The organism is Paenibacillus sp. MABNR03, assembly GCF_050455445.1.
In the GTDB taxonomy this organism is placed as follows: domain Bacteria; phylum Bacillota; class Bacilli; order Paenibacillales; family Paenibacillaceae; genus Paenibacillus; species Paenibacillus xylanilyticus.
The window spans coordinates 14,204-35,312 of sequence record NZ_JBCIYR010000011.1; the positions used below are offsets into that span (position 1 = coordinate 14,204).

At 49.4% G+C, this 21,109-nt stretch carries 19 protein-coding genes; all 19 read right to left on the reverse strand.

Annotated features, from left to right (window positions below; translation table 11 throughout):
- Nucleotides 1–11: 11 nt before the first annotated feature.
- A complete protein-coding gene (gene hslO / locus AAIH57_RS28030) occupies nt 12–902 on the reverse strand; it encodes an Hsp33 family molecular chaperone HslO (RefSeq protein ID WP_281366010.1) in 891 nt (296 codons plus the stop codon).
- Nucleotides 903–1,083: 181 nt separating this feature from the next.
- Nucleotides 1,084–1,854 (reverse strand): type III pantothenate kinase, encoded by a 771-nt coding sequence (locus tag AAIH57_RS28035; protein ID WP_175394606.1) that lies wholly within the window; start codon nt 1,852–1,854, stop codon nt 1,084–1,086.
- Between the two features lie 6 nt (nt 1,855–1,860).
- On the reverse strand, nt 1,861–2,727 hold the full coding sequence (nadC, locus tag AAIH57_RS28040) for a carboxylating nicotinate-nucleotide diphosphorylase (RefSeq protein WP_430023794.1): 867 nt from the start codon (nt 2,725–2,727) through the stop codon (nt 1,861–1,863).
- Nucleotides 2,724–4,343: an L-aspartate oxidase gene (gene nadB / locus AAIH57_RS28045; protein WP_175394608.1), complete on the reverse strand. Its 1,620-nt coding sequence runs from the start codon at nt 4,341–4,343 to the stop codon at nt 2,724–2,726. The genes nadC and nadB overlap by 4 nt, the downstream gene beginning before the upstream one ends.
- A gap of 35 nt (nt 4,344–4,378) precedes the next feature.
- Nucleotides 4,379–5,317: a quinolinate synthase NadA gene (gene nadA / locus AAIH57_RS28050; protein WP_175394609.1), complete on the reverse strand. Its 939-nt coding sequence runs from the start codon at nt 5,315–5,317 to the stop codon at nt 4,379–4,381.
- A gap of 300 nt (nt 5,318–5,617) precedes the next feature.
- Complete coding sequence (gene ftsH, locus AAIH57_RS28055; RefSeq protein WP_175394610.1) at nt 5,618–7,663, reverse strand: ATP-dependent zinc metalloprotease FtsH; 2,046 nt, start codon at nt 7,661–7,663, stop codon at nt 5,618–5,620.
- A 101-nt stretch (nt 7,664–7,764) separates the two neighbouring features.
- Nucleotides 7,765–8,304, reverse strand: coding sequence for a hypoxanthine phosphoribosyltransferase (gene hpt / locus AAIH57_RS28060; protein ID WP_430023795.1), 540 nt, complete (start codon nt 8,302–8,304; stop codon nt 7,765–7,767).
- Nucleotides 8,305–8,356: 52 nt separating this feature from the next.
- On the reverse strand, nt 8,357–9,796 hold the full coding sequence (tilS, locus tag AAIH57_RS28065) for a tRNA lysidine(34) synthetase TilS (protein WP_430023796.1): 1,440 nt from the start codon (nt 9,794–9,796) through the stop codon (nt 8,357–8,359).
- A gap of 44 nt (nt 9,797–9,840) precedes the next feature.
- Nucleotides 9,841–10,788 carry a serine/threonine protein kinase gene (locus AAIH57_RS28070; protein WP_175394613.1) on the reverse strand — a complete coding sequence of 316 codons (948 nt, stop codon included), beginning with the start codon at nt 10,786–10,788 and terminating at the stop codon, nt 9,841–9,843.
- Nucleotides 10,772–11,524, reverse strand: coding sequence for a VWA domain-containing protein (locus AAIH57_RS28075; protein WP_175394614.1), 753 nt, complete (start codon nt 11,522–11,524; stop codon nt 10,772–10,774). The genes AAIH57_RS28070 and AAIH57_RS28075 overlap by 17 nt, the downstream gene beginning before the upstream one ends.
- 84 nt (nt 11,525–11,608) lie before the next feature.
- Nucleotides 11,609–14,116 (reverse strand): stage II sporulation protein E, encoded by a 2,508-nt coding sequence (spoIIE, locus tag AAIH57_RS28080; RefSeq protein ID WP_430023797.1) that lies wholly within the window; start codon nt 14,114–14,116, stop codon nt 11,609–11,611.
- Between the two features lie 526 nt (nt 14,117–14,642).
- A complete protein-coding gene (locus AAIH57_RS28085; RefSeq protein ID WP_095293365.1) occupies nt 14,643–15,167 on the reverse strand; it encodes a S1 domain-containing RNA-binding protein in 525 nt (174 codons plus the stop codon).
- Between the two features lie 199 nt (nt 15,168–15,366).
- The gene (locus AAIH57_RS28090) at nt 15,367–15,702 is read right to left on the reverse strand and encodes an FtsB family cell division protein (protein ID WP_175394617.1); all 336 of its coding nucleotides are present in this window, start codon (nt 15,700–15,702) and stop codon (nt 15,367–15,369) included.
- Between the two features lie 12 nt (nt 15,703–15,714).
- The gene (gene yabQ / locus AAIH57_RS28095; protein WP_175394618.1) at nt 15,715–16,284 is read right to left on the reverse strand and encodes a spore cortex biosynthesis protein YabQ; all 570 of its coding nucleotides are present in this window, start codon (nt 16,282–16,284) and stop codon (nt 15,715–15,717) included.
- Nucleotides 16,281–16,565, reverse strand: coding sequence for a sporulation protein YabP (yabP, locus tag AAIH57_RS28100; protein WP_175394619.1), 285 nt, complete (start codon nt 16,563–16,565; stop codon nt 16,281–16,283). Before yabP ends, yabQ begins: the two co-directional genes overlap by 4 nt.
- A gap of 175 nt (nt 16,566–16,740) precedes the next feature.
- Nucleotides 16,741–17,019, reverse strand: a complete 279-nt coding sequence (locus AAIH57_RS28105) for an RNA-binding S4 domain-containing protein (RefSeq protein WP_095293361.1) — start codon at nt 17,017–17,019, stop codon at nt 16,741–16,743.
- A complete protein-coding gene (locus AAIH57_RS28110) occupies nt 17,019–17,291 on the reverse strand; it encodes an HU family DNA-binding protein (RefSeq protein WP_017691362.1) in 273 nt (90 codons plus the stop codon). Before AAIH57_RS28110 ends, AAIH57_RS28105 begins: the two co-directional genes overlap by 1 nt.
- A gap of 306 nt (nt 17,292–17,597) precedes the next feature.
- Complete coding sequence (gene mazG / locus AAIH57_RS28115) at nt 17,598–19,091, reverse strand: nucleoside triphosphate pyrophosphohydrolase (RefSeq protein ID WP_430023798.1); 1,494 nt, start codon at nt 19,089–19,091, stop codon at nt 17,598–17,600.
- A 154-nt stretch (nt 19,092–19,245) separates the two neighbouring features.
- Nucleotides 19,246–20,958, reverse strand: a complete 1,713-nt coding sequence (locus AAIH57_RS28120) for a putative polysaccharide biosynthesis protein (protein ID WP_430023799.1) — start codon at nt 20,956–20,958, stop codon at nt 19,246–19,248.
- Between the last annotated feature and the right edge of the window lie 151 nt (nt 20,959–21,109).

Consider the following 21,109-nt stretch of genomic DNA (forward strand, 5'->3'; position numbering starts at 1 on the left):
CCCCGCTTATATCAGTTCTTGGCTTGCTCTAGAATGGTCTCGAGTTGTTCCTTGTTGAATTCATAGGCTTCATTACAGAACTGGCACACTACTTCGGCTCTGCCTTCTTCTTCAATCAGTTGTTCCATTTCGTGTTGGCCGAGGCTGATCAATGTTTTCTCGACCCGTTCCCTGGAACACTCACATTGGAAATGAATGTCCATTCCATCCATGACCTGTACATCAGGCAGTACGCGTTTAAGCAGCTCTTCCAGTTCAAGCCCTTGTTCCAGCAACGTTGTCACAGGAGGCAATGTACCAATCGCGTTCTCGATTACGGTAATTTCATCATCCGTTAACCCTGGCAGCAGTTGTATAATGAATCCGCCCGAAACAATGACAGAATTATCAGTATCTACAAGTACACCAACTCCTACGGCTGAAGGCGTCTGCTCCGATTTGGCAAAATAGTACGTAAAGTCTTCGCCGAGCTCTCCCGATATGATCGGTACACTGCCACGATAAGGTTCCTTCAAACCAAGATCCTTCGTTACGTTGACAAACCCCTCTGTGCCAACCGCTCCTCTAACGTCAAGCTTACCCATGCTGTTGCTCGGCAAATGTACATGCGGATTCGTCACATAGCCACGAACCTCGCCTTTGGCATTGGCATCGGCAACGATCTGTCCAATGGGGCCATCTCCCTTGACTTGAATGGTCAATTTCTCTTTACCTTTAAGCATTGCACCCATAATGGCTGCAGTTGTAACCGTACGCCCCATGGCAGCTGTAGCCGTGGGAAACGTATCATGTCTTCTGCGCAGTTCTTCAACCAACTCCGTCGTTTGGACAGCAAAGGCTCTAACCCGTCCTTCCATTGCTGTTCCGCGAATCAAGCGGTCCTGTTTGTTGTTGTTTTCCAAGTCATTCAGCCTCCTTTGGCGTATCACCATATTATTTCTGACACACGATATATAAATTGAATTTTTATACGTTGAACTGTGTGAATCATTCGTTTAACTTATAACTTCGTTCAATTTACAGAAAAAACGGCACATTACATAAGACTGTTAAAAGTCAGCCCGCTGTATGCCGTCTCTTTCCTTACCTTTCCCGGTTCCGCTCATAAATGATACGCAGCCCTTCAAGCGTAAGCAGCGGATCGACTTCCTCGATGCTGCGGGTTTCCTCTGCAATCAGTGGTGCAAGTCCCCCGGTTGCAATGACTTTGGGCTGTGCGCCCATCTCTTCCCGAATGCGCTCAACAATCCCGTCGACCTGTCCAGCATAGCCATAAATAATGCCTGCCTGCATGGCATGTACGGTATTGCGTCCTATGACCTTCTTCGGCTTCTCCAATTCAATGCGAGGCAGCTTGGATGCCCGCTCATAGAGCGCTTCGGTGGCAATATGAATCCCCGGTACGATGGCTCCGCCCAGATAGTGGCCTTTTTCATCAATGCAGTCAAATGTCGTAGCTGTACCGAAATCAACGACCACAAGTGGACCACCGTATTTTTCAACGGCTGCCACGGCATTCACAATACGATCTGCGCCTACCTCGCGCGGATTCTCATACCTCAGGTTCAGACCCGTTTTGATACCAGGTCCTACAACCATGGGCTTTTTACCAACATATTTTTCACACATCGCTTCCATGACATGTACCAGCGGAGGAACCACCGATGAGATGATTACTCCTTCAATGTCGCGGGTTGATATATCCGACATATGAAATAAATTATAAATCAATACGCCGTATTCATCCACTGTCGACTGACGGGATGTACTCAAGCGAAAATGATGGAGCAACGCCCGGCCTTGATACACGCCGAGTACGATATTGCTGTTGCCCACGTCTACAACAAGAATCAAAGAGGTTCACCCCTCTTTCTTTTCGTTTAAATCCAGGCTGATGTCGAGGCTCTCGAAAGAATAGGTTAACCTTCCAACGGAAATTACATCCACACCACTCTCGGCAATCCCCCGGATGGTATCCAGAGAGACATTGCCCGATGCTTCCACCTTCACATGCGGAGCCTGTTCGTGAATAACCGCAACGGCTTCACGCATCTGATCCGGGTGCATATTGTCCAGCATAATGATATCTGCGCCTGCCTGCAAGGCTTCCTGTACCTGTGTAAGATTTTCCGTCTCCACCTCAATGGTCATCGTATGCGGAATGACGGCCCGTGCCCGTTGCACAGCTTCTGTGATGCCGCCTGCACCCTTAATGTGGTTATCCTTGATCATAACCGCATCGTATAGTCCGAATCGATGATTGGCCCCTCCACCAATGCGGACAGCATACTTCTCAAGCATGCGATGGCCTGGTGTTGTTTTGCGAGTATCGACCAATCGCGTGGAAAGACCCTCTAATGCATCTACATACGAACGTGTGCGGGTAGCAATGCCGGACATGCGCTGCAGCAGATTCAGAGCCAGCCGTTCACCCGTCAGCAGACTGTGGGTACTTCCCTCCACTTCCACCAGTGTTGTTCCCCGTGTAACCCGGTCTCCGTCCTGCACCATTGGCTTAAAAACAAGCGTAGGGTCTACCACCTGAAATACCAGTTCAGCTACCGGTACGCCTGCAATGATTCCATTGTCTTTGGCGTGAATGACTGCCTTGGATTGGTGGCCTGCCGGAATAGTCACACTTGTGGTAACATCCCCTGATCCAACATCCTCACGAAGCCAGTTTCTAATGGATTCAATGAGTCCTTCATTATATCCGTTCAGTATCATGACATCAATTCCTCCACAATCGCTTGTTCTCGTTGCTGCAAACTATGCTTCTGCCAAACGGCATCGTCACGCAGGGGGAAATCCTCACGGTAGTGTGCCCCTCTACTTTCCTGTCGGTGTAACGCTCCACTGGTTACCAGCCAGGCACAGGTCAAAAGGTTGGCGTATTCCATCTCTTCCTTGTGCGTAAGCACGTGGTCGAAAATGTTCATTTCGCTTCTTAGCTTATCCATGGCTTCTTGCAGATGGACACCGTTACGTCGCAGACCCACCTGACGAACCATCATCTTCTGCAGACGCAATCGCCGTTCGGAAATAGGTTGTTGTCCGGACATTATTTCATTCTCTCTGCTACGCTGTAGGGGGCTTCCTACCTGAGTTGAGTTAAGCATAGGCAGTGATTGAATACGCTCAACAATTCGATGCCCAAACACAATCGCTTCGGACAAAGAGTTGCTCGCTAATCGATTGGCTCCGTGTACCCCAGTGGACGATACCTCTCCACAAGCGAACAACCTGCCGATACTGCTCTCCCCGTTTAAGTCCGTCTTAACGCCGCCCATCATATAGTGAGCTGCAGGAGCGACCGGAATCCAGTCTGTGGTCATATCCAGTCCGTACCGCATACAGGTTTCATATATGGTAGGGAATCGATGCTTGATCATCTCAGCTGGCTCATGAGTTATATCCAGATACACAAATGTGCTGTTTGTCGTCTCCATCTCACTGACAATTGCTCTCGCTACAATATCACGCGGTGCCAGTTCAAGCTGTGCATGGTAACGTTCCATAAACCGCTCGCCTTTTATATTGCGCAAATAAGCACCTTCACCCCGTACCGCTTCAGAAACCAGGAAACGTGGGGCTCCTGGATAACATAAGGAGGTCGGATGGAATTGGATGAATTCCATATCCCGAATGACTGCACCCGCACGATAGGCCATGGCAACACCATCGGCGGTAGCCACCTCCGGATTGGTTGTGTAGCGATACAACTGCCCAGCCCCGCCGGAGCAGAGCACGGTAGCCCGTGCCTTAACGAATACCTGTGAGTCATCCGGCTTCTGAACCAGAGCCCCCACGCATTCTCCGTGATCCGTGATCAGATCGATTACAAAATGCTCATCCCATACCTCTATGCCAGGATGTTCACTTGCTTGAGCTGCAAGAGCCCTCACGATCTCATATCCAGTCGCATCTCCATTCGCATGCAAAATACGGCGGTGGCTGTGCGCACCTTCCTGCGTCAACGCCAGCTCGCCGTTCTCCACATCAAATAACGTGCCCAGACGAATCAGTTCCTTCACTCCATCCGGGCCTTCATTTACCAATGCTTCTACTGCCTCTGGGCGACATAGTCCCGCTCCAGCCACAAGTGTATCCTGCAGATGGTATGCAGGAGAGTCATCTTCAGCGATTACCGCAGCGATGCCTCCCTGTGCATAACGGGTATTGCTCTCCAATAATGACTTCTTCGTGATCATCAACACCCGGTTATGTTCACTCGCCCTGATTGCTGTAAACAACCCAGCGATGCCGGAACCAATAACCAGTACATCCGTCTCTACCATGGGCAGTGCGGACAGATCAAAATCCACTAAATATTGCGGTATCATCCTATTCACCTGTCTCGGAGCAAGAGTAGCGCATGCTACTTCACCAGTAACATGCGCTCTAGCGATTCTCTGGCTTTGTCGGCAACGGCCGGTGGTACGTAGATTTGCGGCTTCATCGTTTCCAGGCATTTAACCAGCTTCTTCAGGTTGTTGACCTTCATATTTGGACACACAAGAAACTTGGTGGCAAAATGGAACTCTTTATCCGGGCTATCGAGACGCAGCTGATAGCCCGTGCCATCTTCTGTTCCTACGATAAATTCCTTGGTCGAAGAATTTTTACAATATTCAAGGATGGCTGTCGTGCTGCCTACAAAATCCCCCATCTCCACTACTTCCGGGCGGCATTCCGGATGCACGACAAACTCGGCATTTGGATATTTTGCTCTCATCTCGACGACGTCTTTTACGGTCAGCATATCGTGAGTGTTGCAGTACCCTTCCCAGATGATCATTTTTTTGTCTGTGTGCTGCTGGACATAATGCCCCAGGTTTTTATCCGGCACCCAGATAATCTCATCGGAATCAACAGATTGAATAACTCGGACCGCATTGGCCGATGTACAACAGATGTCGGTCTCAGCCTTGATCTCCGCTGAGGAATTGATGTAAGTCACTACTTTTGCATTTGGATGCTGCGCTTTCAGTTTGCGTAATCCTTCAACATTCACCATGTCTGCCATCGGGCATCCTGCGCGTTCATCCGGAATAATAACCGTTTTGTTCGGGGCAAGAATTTTAGCGCTTTCACCCATAAAATGAACCCCACAGAACACAATGACATCCGCGTCAGTTTGTGCGGCCTTCTGGGCAAGCAGGAATGAATCTCCGCGAAAGTCGGCGACTTCCTGTACTTCGTCACGTTGGTAATAATGAGCAAGAATAATAGCGTTACGTTCCTTCTTCAACTCCATCAGCCGCTCTCGCAGCTCCCGGTTCATCTCAGCCTTGCGCTCTAAAGCCAGAGCTTCCACCTGTGATCCTCTCCTTTAACGGGACAGCGCCATGCGCTGTTTCCTGTGACTATCTGCGTCGTTATTTTCGCTTGAGAAACGAATCACAAGCGGTTTAACAACTAATGTACACAACGTTCACGACTCTGTCAATAAATGAAAAGGATACAGAACAACGCTCTAATCATCCATTTCCTGCGTAGTTCGCGCTCTAGCTCGCAGTTATCATTATCTCTGCAATTTGAATAATGTGGACAAAAAAAGAGAGCCTTTCGGCTCTCCTCTTATCTGTTCCAAGAAACAGATTGTGTAGCATTTAGATTAAGATGTTGGCTTCGTCCCGCCATCATCCGGATCATTGCTGTTGCCTTTATCCAGATTCGGAGCATCGTTAGGGATATCTCCTGCTGGAGGCTCAGGTGTTTCATCTTTGCCTTGAATACGAACGCGCACATCACCGATGTTGTCGACGATTGGCTCTCCGCCTTCATTTGGCGTACCTTCATTATCATTATCGCTCTCCGCTTTTGGAGAAAGGGAACCTGTCTCGATCAATTGTTTGATCTGATCCATTTCCAGTGTCTCCACTTCAAGCAACGTTTGAGCGATCAGATGCATTTCTTTTGTATGTTTTACGAGCAAGTCTTTACATTTCTCGTAACATTCATTGATAAAGCGCTGCATTTCCTGATCAATCTCATAGGCAATGGAATCCGAGTAATTCTGTTCATGTCCGATATCCCGTCCAAGGAATACCTGTCCTTGTGAACTTCCGAATTGCATAGGTCCCAATTTCTCACTCATACCGTACTCCATAACCATGCTGCGAACAATACCTGTCGCTTGTTGGAAGTCACTGTATGCGCCAGTACCAATTTCACCAATGAACAGTTCTTCTGCCACGCGACCTCCGAGGAGTCCCGTAACTTTGTCCAGAAGTTCTTGCTTGGTAACCAGCATGCGATCTTCTTTTGGCAACATGATTACATATCCACCCGCACGTCCGCGCGGAATAATGGTCACTTTATGTACCATATCGGCATGTTCCAGGAAGTATCCTACGATGGTATGACCTGCCTCGTGATAAGCAACGATCCGTTTCTCGCGATCGCTGATGACACGGCTTTTCTTCTCCGTACCTACGATGACACGGTCAATTGCCTCGTCAACTTCTTTCATGGAAATGTCTCTGCGGTTACGGCGTGCTGCAAGCAATGCCGCTTCGTTCAAGAGATTTTCAAGATCCGCACCAGAGAAGCCTGTCGTACGCTTCGCAATAATGTCCAGCTTCACATCTTTGGTGAGTGGTTTGTTGCGGGAGTGTACTTTCAGTACAGCTTCACGGCCTTTTACATCAGGGCGGTCAACCGTAATTTGACGGTCAAAACGTCCCGGACGCAGCAAGGCAGGGTCCAGAATGTCTGCACGGTTGGTTGCAGCAACAATGATAATTCCCTCATTGGCTCCAAATCCGTCCATTTCAACGAGCAACTGGTTAAGCGTTTGTTCACGTTCATCGTGACCACCGCCAAGGCCAGCTCCACGCTGACGGCCTACTGCATCAATCTCGTCAATAAAGATGATACATGGGGCATTTTTCTTCGCATTTTCAAACAAGTCACGTACACGGGATGCACCGACACCGACAAACATTTCGACGAAGTCGGAACCCGAGATACTGAAGAAAGGTACACCCGCTTCACCGGCAACGGCACGAGCGAGCAACGTTTTACCAGTACCCGGAGGCCCCACGAGCAGTACGCCCTTAGGAATCCGTGCACCTACAGCTGCGAATTTGCGAGGATCCTTGAGGAAGTCAACGACCTCAACCAATTCCTGCTTCTCTTCATCCGCACCTGCGACGTCTTCAAATGTAACCCGCTTCTTCTCTTCGTTGTAGAGACGGGCACGGCTTTTACCAAAGTTCATTACTTTGCCGCCGCCGCCTTGCGCCTGATTGAACAGGAAGAAGAACAGCAGGAACATAATGATCAAAGGAATAAAGGATGTCAGAAGTGTCAGCCAGATGCTGTCACCTCTCATTGGCTCCTGATTTAACTTGAAATTATTAGCTTCACTTGCCGCTACAAGTTCACTAATCGCTTCATCCGTAGGAGGAATGTACGTTGAGAAATTTTCTGATTTGGCTTCGCTAGGCTTCTCTCTATATTGACCGGTCACAAGAAAAGACTGACCGTCGAATTGAACCGTCAATTCCGAGATGTTGTTCGCCTTAACCGCCGTGCGCAACTGATCATATCTAGGATTATCTGTGGCTTCGCCGCCATTGCTGACGAACTGCACTATGCCCACCACGACTAAAAAAAGAATCAAATAAAAACCAGAATTCCGGATGAACCGATTCATCCCCTACCTCCTCTCGAGACACTTTAATTATTTTAACATAGCCCGACATGGCTTCTCAACAGAAGCCACAAGCAGATCAGGGCTTGGAGCTAGCATTTGCATTAACTGCTGTATACTTCCGGTTTCAAAATCCCGATGTAAGGGAGGTTCCGGTACTTCTCGGCATAATCCAGACCATATCCAACGATAAACGCGTCAGGAATGTCAAAGCCGGTGTAATGAGCTTCAAGCTCAACCTTGCGGCCTGAAGGCTTGTCAAAAAGCGTAACCACGCGCACGGATTTGGCGCCGCGATTTTGGAGCAGTTCAATTAAGTAACTGAGCGTCAGTCCACTGTCGATAATATCCTCCACAATGAGCACCTCACGTCCTTCAACCGAAACGTCGAGATCTTTGATGATCTTAACAACGCCCGACGTTTTGGTGGATGCTCCATAACTGGATACTGCCATGAAATCCATCTCAACAGGTACCGTTATGTTTTTAACCAAATCAGCCATAAATATAAACGCACCCTTGAGCACACAAATGACCAAAGGATTGCGACCTGCATATTCGGCACTTAGTGTTGCGCCTAATTCCTTGACTTTACTTTGAATTTCTTCTTCACTGATCAATACTTCCTGAATGTCGTTCTGCAACTGTGCGAACCTCCTAAGTTATACTATGAAAGCCTTACCTGAACCATAACCACTACCCCTGAATCGCTGAATTGCCTACAGTCATGTACAGGATGGCGGAAGTATCCTCCTTCACCGGTGCAATACTTGATCGGCGAACACCCGGCAACCAGACAATGTTGCCTGCTCCATCACAAACCACGGGAATACGTGGACGGACAGAGGGGGGGATTTTTTCATCGATGAAAATATTTTTCACCTTTTTGCTTCCGTTTAATCCCATGACTTTCATGGTATCTCCAGGTAACCGTGAACGCACAACCAGCGGCATGAACAGTTTATCCGCATCAAATGCGGCCTGATCCGCCGATTCCGGTACAATATAGTCCTCGGGACTCATAGGAATGATCCGAAGATATCGGTCAATCTCCCTGAGTGAAAGCTCATAAGTTCCGTTCCATTGCACGAGACGATACTCGAAAGATTGATCCTGTACGTCCGTCCGTTTGCCGAAGGATACCAGATCATACTCCCGGGTACAAGCGAGTGTCTGTCCTATATCTAGGCTCCAGGTCTTCGCATAAGGCTGGGTCACCTTGCGGCGAATGGTTTCGATACGGGTAAAGTCGACAAAATCACTGTCCAAAGGCAGATAATTCAATATTAGTTTAATCAACCTTCGTTGTAAAGCGACATGTAACTTCAAAAAGGAAGGCACCTCAAAGGTTTGCCTTCCGCCGTTCACCTGCACTAGACACCTGTATGCGTCATATGCACCTTGCTCCATGAAATCGTCTTCATCGCCCACAATTTCGGCAAGCCGGTTCAAAGACGGCGTGAGCTGTCCATTATACTGCCCCAAAAAAGGAAGCACATCCAAGCGAATGGCGTTGCGCCGATATTTACGCAGGGCATTGCTTTCATCCATAAAGTACAGAAATCCCTGAGTATTACAAGCTTCTACAAGGTCTGTCTTGTTTATACGAAGACATGGACGAATAAGTTCCACATTTTTTTCGTGCCGTTTAAACTTCATTCCCGCCAGCCCCGATAGTCCGCTGCCACGCAATAAATGAAGCATGACTGTCTCTGCCTGATCATCCGCATGATGTGCAAGAGCGATGCTTGCCGCACCGTATTTCTCAGCCACTTCATGCAGAAATGCATATCTCCTATCGCGTGCTGCTTCCTGCGGTCCCTGACCGGTAAGCTTCATATAAGAAGGTATATCAACCTTTGCGCACTCAAACGGGATATTTAGCTGATCTGCCAGTTTCCCGACCATTTCAGCCTCATCATCAGATTCAATGCGAAACCCATGATGCACATGAGCACAGACCAGTTCCAGTGGAACATGTGTTGTGCTGATCTCATGCATAATATGCAAAAAAGCCACCGAGTCCGGTCCGCCCGATACAGCGACGATGATCCGATCCCCGGGAACCCATAACTGATGCTCTTCCGCTGCCTCCAGCACGTGATTCACCAGCTTGTTCCAGCGTAAAGCCTCCATACCTGTTCCTCATTCCTAGCGTTATGTATATGCACTTGTATAGATTAGAATCGCAGTGCATAGATGAGTACCCCAATAAGTAATATAACGGATATAGCGAATGCATTTTTCAGCCAGCGTGGTGTCGAGCTTGATGATCGCCGGCGAAGAGGTGCAGGCCGGGCCATCATGTCTTTCCAAACTTTAGCTGCATGTCCGGCATCGCGGAACTGTCCCCGAAGCGCCTGAATCGTCCAGTTTCGAAACGGTCGCATCCGTTCGCTGCGCTCCACCAGAGCCGTGAGCTGGTTAACACTCCGCAATTGTGGCAATCCTTCGGCAGCCAGTGCCTTGAGCGCATCCCCCTCCAGTACATGAATCAATAACAATGCGAAAGCGAAAACATCGTAGGTACCATCTGCTGTCCGACTTCCACCATTCCAGAATCCCCTGTCATACCATTCGGTAAACTGTTTCACACTTCGTCCAATTGATGTTACACCACCATAATCAATAAGCTCCACCTGACCAAAATCGGACACCAGTACGTTCTGAGGTTTAAGATCACCAAATACCCAGCCCGCCTGATGCAATTGTGCCAGCTTCTGCAGAAGTCTAAGCCCCACCAAAAGTGTCCAGTCTGTCCCTTGACGCCGAATGAAGTGATGCAGAGCCTCACCCCGAACATAACGCATCACATAAAAAGGAATGTCCCTTCCCTGTATGGCATAGTCGTCCACATCCTTAAGATAGGATGGAATACCACTTTGCTTAAGGGCCTCATGATTACGCTGCAGCTGAAACGATTTGAGCACATTCACCTCCGATTGCAGATCAACCGGATCAAATCCCATCTTTAGTGCATAGTGCTTGCCATTCTCACCCCGCTGGACAAGAAAAACGATGCCGTTGGCGCCTTTGCCCAGCAGCTTGCGAATCGTATAACGGCTGCGATTCCATTTCCCCGTGATTACTGTTCCTGGGGGGAAAGAGGCATCAGACAACGTTGTCACCGAGCATCCCTTCTCTTTCAATGCGATAGTTCCCTTCTATTTCCTGCTGTCCCTCCAGTGTACCATAACGGTAAAAATCAATCACCTTCTGAATCGCAGGACCTGTCGGCGTTGCACCCTTCATCTGCAGACGTCCAAACAGGGAACGAACACTGCCCAGATCAGATGTCCAGTTGATGTCCATCACCGCTTCTTCTCCACTATGACGACCCGGGAAATGAAACACCGAGATCCGGCTTTGCCCTACACGCGCCTGCAAACTCAGCATCAGATCCCGGATTCCTTCTTCCACAGCGGCGAGCTTTGGCTTCATGCTTGCACTTACATCAATTAAAAGGATGACCTGCAGAGGGGTGGTTTCAGCCAAATGATCCATCACTTCCACCACTTGTGCACGCTGAGCAGGTTCAAGGTCGGTTACGGTTTTGGAAGTCTTATCTCCCAGAATTTGTGTTAGCTCTTTATTAACCGCCTGCTGAATGGTCTGAACCACTGTTTTTCTCGTCATCATCTGCATCGTATGGGCAAGCTGCCTTGTACCAACAATCTGGCTGATTCCACCTCCGGCTTTGGCAATATCCTCAATCTCCCGGCTGCCCAGCTCGCCAATCGTTCCGTAATCTATAACCCCAACCACATTGACGGTGATCCCCTCTTCACGGGCTTCTGCTGCCGCCAGCACTGGACTTGTACCTACATTAGAACAACCGTCGGTGATCAACAAGATCTGTTTCATCCGAATCCCTCCGTTTTTCGTTACTCTCCAACTCTATGACTAGCATTGCCAGAATGAAGAGACTTCAAACAGAGAAAGATACAATTAACTGACGGTACGTGGGCGCTCCATCCGGCTAATGCCAGGTACTCGCAGCGTGGCCCATTCCGGGCGATAATGTTCAACTTTTCCTACAACGACGGTCATGTCATCCATAATCTCATGCTGTTGATATCGAATTACACTCTCGAGCAGGCAGTCGGCCACCTCCTGTGGGTCATCACTATCAATCTCCTGAATGAGACGTTTCATCCATAATTCCTTGTTGACGGCATACCCCGGTGCATCATAGATGCCATCTGTCATCATGATCAGTATATCGCCTGGTTGAAGCTGTACGGTGACCAGGTCCACTTCGATATCTTTGATAATGCCAATCGGCAAGTTGCTGGCTGATACCTGAATAACCTCCTGTCCGCGTTTAATAAAGCTCGGTGTCGAGCCGATTTTCATAAAGGTGGTCTCTGCTGTATATTCATCGATCAGAGCCATGTCCACTGTGGCATACATCTCTTCGGGAGAGCGCAGCATAAGCACGGAATTCACGGATTTGATCGCCAGCTTCTCGTCCATGCCGGATTGAAGCAGCTGTTCCAGTATATTTAACGCCGCACTGCTCTCCATGCGTGCCCGTTCTCCGTTGCCCATACCATCACTGAGGGCTACCGCAAATGTACCGTTTCCCAATTCAACTGTACTGAAGCTGTCTCCGGACAGCATATCTCCCCCTTTGGCAGCTGCAGCTACCCCGGTAGTCACTTCATAGGTTTTGGCTGAGCCGAATGTTACGGTAGCCAGGCCCTGACGATGATCTGTCATCGTTTCATGCAAGACGGCAATATGCTCGTCCAGGACATCCGAGATCAGCGGTGCAATCATTTTCCGGCATTCATCGAATCCCCGTGTGTAGGCATGAACAATCTCAATCTCCACGTTGCCTGCCTCCAAATTGATGATTTCAATTGAATGAATGGACAGGCCCAGCGATTCCAGTGCATCCCGAATCTGTTCCTCCTGCTGTACCATTTCCTCGCTTTCCCGTTGAATTTCTTTGGCCAGGTCCTCCATTACCTGAGATACTCCAGACAATTGCTCGGCAACCAGCTGCCGGCTATCCACGATCTGACGCTTCCATTGCATATTATGCTGGTACAGCCCATACTGGGCACGCATAACCTCGAGCACCTCCTCCGGTTTGGCACATACCCTGTTCCACTCTACCGGAATCTGTTTCCCAGACATCTCCGGATTGGCCTCAATGGAACTCATGACATCCGTCATATATTTATAGGTTTGAATAAACTTTGCATCCCAGCACTGGGTTCGTTTGAAGCAGCCTGCGCATGTTCCTTCGGCTACCGCATTCATAAAGTGTTCCATCCCGCCTTCGTTCTGTACCGGTTCCCCGGTGCCTGACATCTGATCAAAGCTGCGTGAGAGCTGACGGAACACCTGCGAGAAACGGGTTACCCGTTCTGCCGTAATATCCCGAATCCGTTTCGCATATTCATGCTGCGATTTGGTATGGTCCTGGGTGCCCGGCACATATTTGGATATGGCCGTCATCATGCTTTTTGGTGTAATCATGAACAGAACGATGGCTGCACATGTTTCCCACAATGAATTCATCACGTCGCCTGGACCGCCCAGATAAATGGACAGAATGGAGGAGCCCAGCAGCATGCCCAGTGCAACCCCCGCACGTTTGCCTTCCTTCAACATACCCGCCAGCATCCCGGCAAAAGCAAGCAAACTCATCTGGTAGACGGCCGACATATCGGCCAGACTTAGGATAAGGCCCGTAATGACCCCGACCGATGCACCAAGGGGGGCTCCGCCCACCAGCGCGAAGATCAGTATCAAATAACGAGAGAGCATATGCTCCACGGAAAGGGACTGAATGGTCCAGCCTACCGCTCCTGTCATGACCGAGGCCAGCAATATGATTAGACAGAGGATCTCCTCGCTCTTTAGGTTGAATTTCTTTTTGCGATACGTAAAAATCGGTATGGCTTGTATAAAAACCAGGGTAAGTACGAAGCTGAGTACAGAGTCCATCGTGAGCATCAACATGGCGTACCAGCTGAAAGACGGCCCAATCACAACGGCGAATAACTTGACCATAAAAGTTGTCGTAAACACCATCGTTGGTGCATAAGATAATTCAGCACGATCGTAAGACTCCAGTCCGCGGAAGAGCAGATAGAAGATGGCCATCTCGGATGCTACAATCAGAGGAACTGGGAACGGGGCAAACAAACTTCCTGCCAACAAAGCAGCCCCAACGGGGATAATGTAATCCCTGCGCATAAAGGCAATAACCGCAAAGTAGGCAATCGCAAAGGGCGATAATTCATTCAATATCATGGCTTTTCCCAATAAGAATCCCATGAACGTGAGGAGCAGCACCCATTTGCGTGCAGCAACGACCTGGACAGCCTTGCGGGAGCTAATCCACTGTTTGAGACGTACAGACAGCTCCTCCCGAGCTTCGGTACCCCCTTTGCCAGCTTTCATTCCCGGAAATTGAATGACATTCCACTTTTCCATCATCCCAAGGCACCCCATTCGATTAATTGTTTTCGTGTTTCATTCTCGATGGTTCTGATTATAGATAGATTAGAAGACGTAGTTTGTCACAATAGGTGGACAGGGTTGAAAAAGTTTACGACAAAAGAAACAGGCCTGGCGCGGAGGAGCAAAACCCCCGGCCTTATTGCTATTCCCTCCTTTACGTCATGATCCACTGGAGATAGGGTTGTCTGATTTTGAACCGGTTTTGTTCTGGGAGAAACATGAATTGGGCGGGATAACTGCGGAATGGCATGGAAATGTGTCGGTAAAAAATGGAAGACGACAAATGTTCTTATTTCCTTTGAATCCTGCGCGAAAAAAACGCAATGTGGGGCGATACTTTACAAAAAAGGCTACAAATCCGTTCCAATGGGCAGAGCCGACGGTAATCCCCAAAAAGTTTAAATAGGAAGTCGAGTGAAGGAATAACCGATAAAACGCAAAAAAGCCGTCGACCCTAACGGGCTAACGGCTTTTCTTATATTTTAAATCAGGTTGAGACAGATTACACGCGCTTGGCTCCACGGCCTCCGCGTTTGCCCTCTGTGTTCTTCTTGAGCGAAGAGATGCGTTCTTCGCTATCTTTCAGGAAGCGTGACATTTTATCCTCAAATGAAGGTTTGCCTGCTGCGGGCTTGAAAGAACGGCCTCCACGGTCACGGTTAAATCCACCGCCGCCGCCACGGCCTTGGCCGCCACTTGGGCCTCCACCGCTGAATCGTTCGCGATCTCCTCCACTGCGTTCCGGTCTTGGAGCTCTTGGGGGTCTGGATTGTGTTTGTTGCTCAACCGGTTTGTCAACAGCTTGCTTAATGGAAAGTCCGATTTTGCCATCCTTGTCAACATTGATGACCTTCACTGTAACGACGTCATTAAGTTTCAGGTGGTCGTTGACATCTTTGACATAATTGTCGGCGATTTCCGAGATGTGAACGAGACCCGTGACACCTCCTGACAGATCCACAAATGCTCCAAAATGCGTGATGCCTGTCACCTTGCCCTCTAACTTGGTGCCCACTTCAATTGCCATAGAATAAAATGATCCTCCCTTAAAAATATACAACCCGATTTTTGAAATGCCAAAATCAATGCTGTGCTAAATGTAATTATACCTTATGCCGTAAACCAAGGTCAACAGAGCTCTACCCCGTAAGGGAGCCTATTTTTAACAGTATGACGGCTTCAGATATATGGATAATAACCCTTGCTCTGTCATGAGCACAATTCCATCAGTTCCCTGACTCTTCAACCTGGATTGGCGTCTCTTCAGGCAAATAATATCCTTTTTTCCGCGCCAGCTGTCCTATGTATTCAGGGTCCTTCAACCGGCTGACTTCATACTTCAACTGATCCAGCTTTTTCTGCGTCTCTTCCTTAGAAGCCTGCTGTGCGGCCAAGTGCGAACTCTTGTCCGAAATCTGTGCATTCTGCACCAGGAACGTATATCCTGCCCAAATGACAAACACAACCATGAATGTCATCCAGAGCATGAGGCGTCTTCGTGCGCCAGCAGATTTCCCTTGGCCTGTTGGGGCTGCAGATCTCCCCACAGGTGTTTTACCCATTATCGGACCTCCTTAAAACCAGCGTTTCCATATCGCTGCAATACTTGAACCCGCACGGATCATCCAACGGGGCGTTACCCAATGTTTCAGGAGCGGCCTAAACATCCAGCGGAACAACTTGCCGAAAGGTACCAAACATTGCAATACCAGCTTGCCCAGGAATAGCAGGATCGCGAGTACAAAACCCAATAACAAGCGTACTAGCTTGTATAATCCCTTAACTGGCATAACGAACAGGATGTTAAGGATATGTCCACACCAATGAATCAGTGTTCTTGCGAGTTTAATTAACATTACCACAAAACGCTGGGTTGTAACACTTAAAAGCCAAAAATAGAAGCAAACCCCTATAATTAGCCCCAAAAAGACATAAAACCGCAGCTGTCCGTGGTTTCCGGCGTACAGCATCCGGAAAACGAACAGCGCGGAAGCAACCCAGTACAACAGGTCGAGTGTATGCATGCTCCATCTCGGGAACCGCAGCTGACCAGACAGCACCCGGTAACTGTCGTAGGCCATTCCCATCACGATTCCCGATAACAGCATCCACGTTAATGTGATCCACTGCGTGTCCGGACTCATCGGAACATCTTGCCGAACAGGCCTTTACCGTTCTTGTTCTGGGAACCGGGGTCCAGATATTGAAGCGAACTGACTGTGCCTTCAATGGACAGTAAACCTTCCTCCAGGCTCAGGTTTTTGATATGTAAATTGTGCCCCCGGATGGTCAGATGCCCAAGTTCAGTCTGCAGCAAAAATTCCTCACTGTCGAAGCTCTCCACATTCGAGACGCCTGTCAGATCCAGCAGTTTGCGATTTTGCATGCTCAAATGATGCTGTTTCGGTTTACCGTGCTCAACCATGGCATGTACCCCTCCTTCTTACACCTAGCTTATGGAACGGAAGGCAGGAATAGAACCATCGATGATGAACGGAATGATCCGTCTTGTCCAGACACAAAAGCGCCCTTCCTGTATAGGGAAAGGCGCTTCTATATCACTTGCTTTCATTTGAAAAAGGAGCATATCGGGCAGAACATTACCAGTTCAGCCCGTTATCCTTGGCGATCGGCTCTTCCTTAACCAAGGTATAGAGGCTGCTCGCCTCATCCTTCTTGGTACTCTCGGCAAGACGTTCTACCTTTACGGTGACCAGCTTCTGACCGAACTGAACCGTCAGCTCATCGCCCACTTTGACAGCAGCGCTTGGCTTCGCTTCACGTCCGTTTATCAGAACACGTCCCTGTTCAGAGACGTCTTTGGCCACAGTACGGCGTTTAATCAGCCGGGAGACCTTCAGGAATTTATCAAGACGCATTATTTTACGGCTTCTTTAAGTTTGTTGCCTGCTTTGAATGCAGGAACAGTGGACTCAGGAATTACGATTTCATTCCCTGTTTGTGGGTTACGGCCGGTACGACCGGAACGTTTGCGGGTTTCAAAAGTGCCAAAGCCGATCAGTTGTACTTTGTCTCCGCTTGCGAGTGCATCTGTAATTTCTCCCAAAAAACCGTTCAATACGGATTCAACATCTTTTTTAGTCAAACCGCTTTTGGTGGAAATGTTGTTAATCAGATCTGTTTTGTTCATTTTTAAAAGCCTCCCAAATTGAAAAAAAAGTATCTGCGAATCCTGCAATCCGTTGATTGCTGCGGTTCCGCACAAGGTTTACTACACATGTATTCTGGCTTTGGTTCTGAATTCCTGCCTCGAACCGCGACTTTTTTTGACTTAATACATACCATTGCCTAAGAATAGTCTAAGTCCAATACCCCAAACGGTATCTGATTACTCAGAAATATCCAGCACCACACATGAACACATGTTCGTATAGCATAACATACCAGATGAAATCATGGAACATGCTTATTGGAATAAGATGCAAGTAGGAAGTGGTTATAACCCTGCCTTCTTCGCTTCTTGCCAAAATTGCTCCATCTCTTCGACATTACTGTCTGCAGGTGTCCGTCCCAATTCACGAAGGCGTTCTTCAATATATCGGAAGCGTCCTGTAAACTTGCGGTTAGTGGCTGCAAGTGCCTCTTCCGGATCCGTATCGATGAACCGAGCCACATTGGCAGTGGCAAACAGCAAGTCGCCTAATTCCAGCTTCTGCTCTTCAGCAGATTGGTTATTCTGCACTGCTTCTTTCAGCTCAGCCAGTTCTTCTTCAATCTTGGCAAATACACCCTCGACATCATCCCAATCGAAACCGACCTTGGCTGCTTTCTTCTGCAACTTGTACCCTTTCATCAAGGCAGGCAGATCGCGGGGAATCCCATCAAGCACAGAAATGTCCTGTTGATCCAACCCTTTGCGCTTCTTCTCCTCTGCCTTCATCTGTTCCCAGTTCTGCAGTGCTTCATTCGCATTCTCCGCCTGATGTTCGCCAAATACATGGGGATGGCGGAATATGAGCTTGTCATGGAGTCCTTCGATGACATCATACACATTAAATGTGCCCACTTCCTCTTCCATCTGGGAATGCAGCAAAATCTGCAGCAATAAGTCCCCAAGCTCCTCCTTCATGTGATCCGGATCGTCCTCATCAATGGTTTCGATGACCTCGTAGGTCTCTTCAATCAGGTTCTTGCGAATGGACTGATGGGTCTGCTCCTGATCCCATGGGCATCCGCCCGGGCTGCGAAGAATGTTTACAATCTCATGCAAACGTGCAAAGGAGCGGCGACGCAGTGCATCTTCCGTATTCTTTGGCACATAGATCAGTGACAGGTTTCCGTATCCTTCAATCCGGTCCAGATCATGAAGTGGTACCTTGTGAATGACCTCCTGGTCCTTCACACCGAGGGCATGACCAACAAATACCGGGTAGTCATCCGGATATACTTCCATCAGACACAGCTTCACGTCAGACGCTGTAAACACGTCGTAAACCTGTCCAATCAGCGTATGTAACTGAGGCTGCACCAGTTCCGTACTCAAGCTGCTGGCATCCAAAAGCTGAAAGCCTTCAATAGGGTCAAATCCAAGGCGAATAAATGCTTCGTCGAGAAAGCTCTCTCCCCCCATGACACGAAGTGAAATACCCATCTGTGGGCAGCGCTCTTTCAGCAGACGTACACTTGCTTCTGCCACCATTGGATGGCCTGGCACAGCGTATACAATCTCAGTTCCTGACTCTCCCTGGCGAGCGGCTTCAATTAAACGATTTGCGATTTCATCATACACTTCCGGGAACGATGCCTTCGCCTCGTAGATGGCATCAAATGATGTCATCTCCAACCCTTCCTGCTTCAGATCATTCAACACGGGATGATCCAGTGTGCGGACATAAAGCGTGGCCGCCTGTTTCATTTTTTTGATAATACCTACTGTCAGCTGGTCTGCATCTCCTGAACCGAGACCAACGACTGTCAAAGCTGCGCTCATCTTCCAACCTCCATCCGAACCATCCTGTTCGCGCACCTCCCTTTTCCCCATGAAAATAAGGAGCTTGTGCAGAACAGCGCTCTATAATTACACGTATTATACCAGAATCAGGTGATTTCCTATAATCCTGCATTCAAAAGCGGTCGAGATCCTGCTAGCGCAAGACACGCAGTCTGCGCAGTAATTTGGCCAGGCGCGGTCCCAGCTTGGGGATCGCGGCCAGGTCTGTGGCGGTCAGCAGCCCCATTCGGGCTGACGCCAGCAAGAACACGGCTGCACCTGCGGCAATGCCAAGCAGGCTTATGCCCACCGCGGCCAGCCTGCGATCGGCCGCGATGCCCATGCCGCCGAGCACCGCTCCGGCAGCCCAGGCCATGCCTGCTGCCGCCACGCTCATGGCGGCGATCACCAGCGCCGGCTTCGCCAGGACGGCGCCAGGAGCAGGGCGCAGGGCGGCACGCCGCGCCAGCAGCGCCACATTCAGGCCAGCCGCCAGCATATAGGCGGCTGCGCCTGCCAGAGCCGCGCCGCTGATGCCCAGCGCCGGCACAAGCAACATGTTCAGCAGCGCCTTGACGCCTGCGGCGGCCAGCATGCTGAACGCGGGTGCGCGTACGGCGCCGAGGCCCTGCAGCAGCGCCGCCGCGATGATGCTGACGGTGCTGCCCGCTGCCGTCAGCGCCATGTACCGCAGGGCTTCGGTGCCTGCGGCATCACCGTACAGCATGCGGTTGATCGGTTCTGCCAGCACCGCCAGACCAGCGGATGCTGCCAGGCCGATTAACCAGAACCAGCGCAGGGCAATGCCTGCCTGCTGCCTCACGGCTTCCGGCCCGCCCTTCAGCCGTGCTTCGGCCATCGCCGGAATGAATAGCACGGATAGTGACGTAGCAAGCATCGTCACCAGCTGCACAAGCGGCAAGCCCCGATTGTAAATTCCGAACGACACCATGGATTCGACTTCATCCAGCCCTTCAATCCTTAGGAGCCGGGGCACCGTGAAGGTATCCACCAGGTTCATCAGGGGCACAGCGAGCGAACCCAGACAGACCGGAATGGCATAGAGCAACAGAGTCCTGATCCATTGACCATTGGTCCGAGCCTGCTCACGCTCATTCGAAATCGCTCCTCCCGTCTGAAGCCTCTGTTGTTCCTTCTTGGTTTCTAATCCTTGTAAGCGATCCATCTCTTTTTCTGATAAACCAGTTTTTTTGCTCTTTCGCCCATGACCATATAGATATGCCAACATGGTTACCAAACCGACAATCCCTCCTGCAACGGAACCAAGCATGGCTCCCGCAGCAATCGTCTCCAGTGATGCATCATGCCTCATAAGCCATAGCAGCAGCACAATCATCACCGTAACACGGATCGTCTGCTCCACGACTTGAGATACAGCGGTAGGCACCATCTGCTGTAACCCCTGGAAATATCCGCGGAGACCCATCATCAATGGGACAAATAACAGCGCGAGCGAAGCAGCCCGTAGGGAAGGAATGACATGTCCATTACCAATAAGATGACCTATAAAGGGTGCACCCATGTACATCAATAATGCCAGAATTAGTCCGATGCTTCCGAGAAGGATGGAAGACAGACGGATAATCCGTCTGCCCTCCTCCGGTCTTCCCAGCGCATTTTCCTCAGCAACAAACTTGGATACTGCAACAGGCAGTCCTGCGGCAGCCACCGTAATGATAAGCATATAGAACGGATATACCGTGTTATAAATACCAAAAACACCGTCTCCCCCTAGATTCTGTAACGGAATCTTCTGAAAAGCACCGATGATTTTGGAAATAATGGCAGCAAGCCCTAGTATAAATGCACCCTGTAACAATCTAGAGCCAGTAGACGGCTGTTTCATAAGTCCCTCCTGCGGTTGTCCAAGCATTATATCCTGTAAGCATACCTTGCTATTATACCTGCCTGAAGCCGCACAGACTAACCTTCTGCATAGATCAGCTTTTTCCGTTCTCACTTCTTGCTCGGAAACATGTCTCCAAACGCAAAAAACT

What these genes read in the sequence shown, in the direction of transcription:
- mazG (WP_430023798.1), bottom strand. Translation starts at nt 19,091, where the DNA reads ATGAGCGCAGCTTTGACAGTCGTTGGTCTCGGTTCAGGAGATGCAGAC.
- yabP (WP_175394619.1), bottom strand. Translation starts at nt 16,565, where the DNA reads ATGGTTGAGCACGGTAAACCGAAACAGCATCATTTGAGCATGCAAAAT.
- AAIH57_RS28120 (WP_430023799.1), bottom strand. Translation starts at nt 20,958, where the DNA reads ATGAAACAGCCGTCTACTGGCTCTAGATTGTTACAGGGTGCATTTATA.
- AAIH57_RS28110 (WP_017691362.1), bottom strand. Translation starts at nt 17,291, where the DNA reads ATGAACAAAACAGATCTGATTAACAACATTTCCACCAAAAGCGGTTTG.
- tilS (WP_430023796.1), bottom strand. Translation starts at nt 9,796, where the DNA reads ATGGAGGCTTTACGCTGGAACAAGCTGGTGAATCACGTGCTGGAGGCA.
- nadC (WP_430023794.1), bottom strand. Translation starts at nt 2,727, where the DNA reads ATGATACTGAACGGATATAATGAAGGACTCATTGAATCCATTAGAAAC.
- nadB (WP_175394608.1), bottom strand. Translation starts at nt 4,343, where the DNA reads ATGATACCGCAATATTTAGTGGATTTTGATCTGTCCGCACTGCCCATG.
- AAIH57_RS28085 (WP_095293365.1), bottom strand. Translation starts at nt 15,167, where the DNA reads ATGGCAATTGAAGTGGGCACCAAGTTAGAGGGCAAGGTGACAGGCATC.
- AAIH57_RS28090 (WP_175394617.1), bottom strand. Translation starts at nt 15,702, where the DNA reads ATGGGTAAAACACCTGTGGGGAGATCTGCAGCCCCAACAGGCCAAGGG.
- AAIH57_RS28075 (WP_175394614.1), bottom strand. Translation starts at nt 11,524, where the DNA reads ATGAAACAGATCTTGTTGATCACCGACGGTTGTTCTAATGTAGGTACA.
- AAIH57_RS28105 (WP_095293361.1), bottom strand. Translation starts at nt 17,019, where the DNA reads ATGCGTCTTGATAAATTCCTGAAGGTCTCCCGGCTGATTAAACGCCGT.
- yabQ (WP_175394618.1), bottom strand. Translation starts at nt 16,284, where the DNA reads ATGAGTCCGGACACGCAGTGGATCACATTAACGTGGATGCTGTTATCG.
- spoIIE (WP_430023797.1), bottom strand. Translation starts at nt 14,116, where the DNA reads ATGATGGAAAAGTGGAATGTCATTCAATTTCCGGGAATGAAAGCTGGC.
- ftsH (WP_175394610.1), bottom strand. Translation starts at nt 7,663, where the DNA reads ATGAATCGGTTCATCCGGAATTCTGGTTTTTATTTGATTCTTTTTTTA.